Annotated in this window: 6 protein-coding genes and 1 pseudogene; all 7 read right to left on the bottom strand. The window is 70.4% G+C overall.

Annotation, left to right across the window (positions count from 1 at the left end; translation table 11 throughout):
* Positions 1–313, bottom strand: a pseudogene (gene tolB, locus Q8M88_RS08575) (Tol-Pal system protein TolB); the annotation flags it as partial.
* Between the two features lie 19 nt (positions 314–332).
* A complete protein-coding gene (locus tag Q8M88_RS08570) occupies positions 333–1,229 on the bottom strand; it encodes an energy transducer TonB (protein ID WP_305596371.1) in 897 nt (298 codons plus the stop codon).
* On the bottom strand, positions 1,226–1,711 hold the full coding sequence (locus Q8M88_RS08565; RefSeq protein ID WP_305596369.1) for an ExbD/TolR family protein: 486 nt from the start codon (positions 1,709–1,711) through the stop codon (positions 1,226–1,228). The genes Q8M88_RS08570 and Q8M88_RS08565 overlap by 4 nt, the downstream gene beginning before the upstream one ends.
* The gene (tolQ, locus tag Q8M88_RS08560) at positions 1,711–2,421 is read right to left on the bottom strand and encodes a protein TolQ (protein ID WP_305596367.1); all 711 of its coding nucleotides are present in this window, start codon (positions 2,419–2,421) and stop codon (positions 1,711–1,713) included. Before tolQ ends, Q8M88_RS08565 begins: the two co-directional genes overlap by 1 nt.
* A 66-nt stretch (positions 2,422–2,487) precedes the next feature.
* The gene (locus Q8M88_RS08555; RefSeq protein ID WP_305596365.1) at positions 2,488–2,937 is read right to left on the bottom strand and encodes a YbgC/FadM family acyl-CoA thioesterase; all 450 of its coding nucleotides are present in this window, start codon (positions 2,935–2,937) and stop codon (positions 2,488–2,490) included.
* Entirely contained in the window at positions 2,934–3,470 is a 537-nt protein-coding gene (locus Q8M88_RS08550; RefSeq protein ID WP_305596363.1) for a hypothetical protein, read from the bottom strand. The genes Q8M88_RS08555 and Q8M88_RS08550 overlap by 4 nt, the downstream gene beginning before the upstream one ends.
* Before the next feature lie 3 nt (positions 3,471–3,473).
* The coding region (locus tag Q8M88_RS08545; protein ID WP_305596361.1) for a Holliday junction DNA helicase RuvB C-terminal domain-containing protein at positions 3,474–3,843 on the bottom strand (370 nt) is incomplete at its 5' end.

The following is a 3,843-nucleotide window of genomic DNA, read 5'->3' as shown; positions in this document are numbered from 1 at the left end:
CGTTGACCAGCGCCTGGGCGTTGACCGCCTTCCAGTCGGGGAAGCGGGGCTGCACCTCGACCTTCAGGTCCTTTTCGATGAACGCGGCCGGGTCGATCGGCTTGAACAGGCCCGAACGCTCCAGGTTTGCGGCGATCACCTTGGCGATGTCGCCGCCCACCGCGCCGCCGCCCAGGGCGGGAATGGCGATCGGCAGCGGCTGGACGTCGCCGCGGTTGACGTCGACCTCGATCTCGGCGCGCGCGGGAGCCGGCATGGCCCCCCCGATGGCCAGGGCGGCGGCGATCCCCAGCATCACCAACTTCAGTCGCATCGGACGTTCCTCGTTACGGTCATCGGGCGCAGGCTTCACGGGCGTTGAACTTCACGGCGATTCTCTGACCGTAGAACTCGCTGGGCAGGTTGCGGAACGGCGAGGCGGCATACACCGCGCGCACCGCTCGGTCGGCGGCGGCCTGGATCACCGGATTGGACGAACGTTCCTGGCCGTCGGTGCGTACGTCGCCGACCACCTGGCCGCCGGCGCCCAGCGTGAAGGTCACGCGCACCTGCACATCGCGCCCGCCCTCGACGTCGCAATTGGGGTTCCAGCGCCGTTGCAGTTCTTCCGACAACCCGGCCAGGGCGTTGGCCGAGATGCCGCTGCCGACCGCCGGACGGGCCTGTGGCGCAGTCTCCGGGCGTGCAGGGCCTTTCGGCGCGCTCGAAGCGCGCGGTCCTCCGGACTTGGCGCTCTTGGACACGCTGGCCAGCAGGGCGTCGAGATCCAGGTCGGAGGGCTTGGCCGTCTTGGTCGCCGGCGCCGCCTTCGTGGGCGGGGTCTTTGGCGCAGGCTGGGCCGCCTTAGGGGCCGGCGTCACGGTCTTCGGCGTCGGCGTCGGCTTTGGCGTTGGCGCGGGCGTCGGCTTGGGGATCGGTTGTGGCGCGACCTTGGGGGCGGGGGTCGGCGGCGGCGCGGGCGTGGGCGTCGGCACAGGGGCCGGCGGCGTCGGCTCCAGTGGCGCTTCGGGGGTTGGCGTCTCGATCTGGGCGGTCTGGGGCTCCGGCGCCTCCACAGCGGCGCGCACGTCGGTGATCGAGGCGTTGGTGATGATCTTCACCGGCACCACGACGCCGGCCTTCAGCTCCTTCGACCAGGGCCAGGTGATCAGCAGCGCGGCGGCGAAGGCCGCATGCAGCAGGGCCGATCCCAGCAGCGCCGGCGACAGGTCTGAGCGCTCGCGCGTCACCGCTTGGGCGTCTCCTGTCCGCCCGAGGACGGCCCGCCGGTCTCGGTGAGCAGGTTGATGGAGGTGAAGCCCGAGGTCGACAGCGCGGCCATCACCTGGGCGACGACCGCATAGGCCGCCTTGCCGTCGGCGCGCACATAGATCGGCTTGGCGGTCTCGTCGCCGGCCACGGCGCTCAGCCTGGGCGACAAATCGGAGAAGGCCACCTGTTTGTCCTGGACGAAGATCGCGCCGTCGGCGCGGATCGAGACGGAGAGCGGCTCCTCCTGGTCCTGCATGGCGCCGGCCTCGGTCTTGGGCAGCTCCAGCGGTACGCCCGCGGTGAGCAGCGGCGCGCTGATCATGAAGATGATCAGCAGCACCAGCATGACGTCCACCAGCGGGGTCACATTGATCTCGGACAGCGCGCCGCGCCGGCCGCGGCCCCGTCGCCGGCGTCGGCCACCTTGGGCGGAAAAGGCGTCGTTGGCGGAAAGCGCCATCAGAAGCGCTCGGTCAGGCGGCGCTGGATGGCGGTCGACAGGTCGTCGGCGAAGCCTTCCAGCCGGCCGGCGAACTTGCCCGCGTCGGTCGAGAACTTGTTGTAGGCGATATAGGCGGGGATCGCCGCGGCCAGTCCGATGGCGGTGGCGAACAGCGCCTCGGCGATCGACGGCGCGACCACGGCCAGGCTGGTGTTCTTCTGGATCGCGATCGACTGGAAGGCGTGCATGATCCCCCAGACGGTGCCGAACAGGCCGACGAAGGGCGAGGCGGTGGCGACGATGGCCAGCAGGCCCAGGCCATCCTCAACCTTCTGGCTCTCACGCGCGATGGTGGTGTCGAGGGTGCGGTCGATCCGCTGCACCAGGAAGGCCGCCTGGGAGTCGCCTGACAGGCCCTTTGCCCGCTGCTCGCGCCACTCGCGCAGGGCGCCCTGCAACATGCGGGGCAGGGCGTGGCTGGGGTTCTCGCCCGCTTCCGCGGCGATCTCCTCCAGCGAGCGGCCGGCGGCGACCTGGGTTTCGAACGCGTCGGCCTCGCGGTTCAGGCGGGCGAAGCGGAAGGTCTTGTCGATGATCACCGCCCAGGACCAGAGCGAGGCGCCGGCGAGCCCGAGCATGACCCCCTTCACGACCCAGTCGGCGCGCAGGAACAGGGTGATGAAAGAGAAGCTGTCGGCGTTGATCGCGGCGGGGACGGCGGGATCCATGCAGCTCCTTCTCCAGGGTCATGCGGCGGGCGACTGTGGCCTGAGTGAATCGCCCGTTTGGCGAACTTAAGGCGCCTCTGCCAGCAGTGGTGTCACCGCGTCCAGTAAAGCCTTCGAAGGTTTGCGTGCGCGCCCGGCCAGGTCGATGCAAGCGGCGACCACTTCGGCCGTGGCGATCAGCGTCTCGCCGCGCCAGATCGACTGGCTGACGAACAGGCGTGCGCCGCGCACGCGCTCGTACAGGGTGCGAACCTCCAGCGCGTCGTCGATATGCGCAGCCTTGAGGAAATCCACCGCCAGGCGCGTCACGGCGAACGCGGTGGGCCGTTCGTCCGCCGCCAGTTCCCCATGGTGGACGCCGGCCAGCCTCAGGCAGTCGGAGCGGCCGCGCTCGAAGAAGCGCACATAGGCGGCGTGATAGACCACGCCGGTGAAGTCGGTGTCTTCGTAGTAGACGCGCACGGCCAGTCGGTGCTCTCGCCCATCAAAGCGGCCGGCGGACGGATGCTCGTTCATGTGACGGTCGCGGTCCGCCCGCTGGCCGCCGGCGCGATTTCGACACGACGCGCCTTTGTCTGTTGCGCGACGAAATCGATGAGGAAGTCCACTTCGCCCCGCGCCATGCTGCGGCCGACGGCGACCAGCGTGATCCCGAACAGCAGGAAGCCGGGCGGCGCGAGGAGGCCGATGGCGGGCGGGATCTCGCTCTGCGCTGCGCCGGTGAGATCGACCAGCGCCGCCAGGAACACTGCGCCGCCGATGACCGTGACTACGCCCAGCCACAGCGTGATGAACACCAGCGCGGCCGGATGCGCGCCGCTGCGGCACTGCATTCGGGTTCCGGGGGCGGCGTCCTCGAGGGTCACCCGTAACCGGGTCTGGAATGAATTGCGGTAGCGCAGGCGCTTGCGCAGCGCTGCGCGTTCGTCGTCGACATCCCCGACCACCGACTTCTTGCCGAACATCACCAGCGGCGCATCCACCGCCTCACGCAGGCGCTGGACGCACTCGCCGCGGGACAGGGGCGAGAGGAGGCTGACTCTGGGCATGCCTTAGGCCTCGTCGTCGAACAGGGTCGCCTGGCCGGCCCGCGGCGCGCCGGCCGGCTCGGTGAGCCCCAGATGGGCGTAGGCCTTGGCGCAGGCCATGCGTCCGCGCGGCGTGCGCTGGATGAAGCCCTGCTGCATCAGATAAGGCTCGATGACGTCCTCGACGGCGTCGCGCGCCTCGGCAATGGCGTAGGCCAGGGTCTCCACCCCCGCCGGGCCGCCGGCGTAGTTTTCGATCAAGGCGCGCAGATAGCGGCGGTCGAGGCTGTCAAGACCGGCCTCGTCGACCTCGAGCCTCGCCAGGGCGCGGGCCGCGGCGCCGCGGTCGACCAGCTCGGAGCCCTCGGCGGCGGCGAAGTCGCGGACCCGGCGC

Origin of the sequence: Phenylobacterium sp. (assembly GCF_030693805.1) — a bacterium.
Lineage (GTDB): Bacteria > Pseudomonadota > Alphaproteobacteria > Caulobacterales > Caulobacteraceae > Phenylobacterium.
Note: the sequence above shows the minus strand (reverse complement) of the source record. Positions and strands in the feature narration are given on the sequence as shown.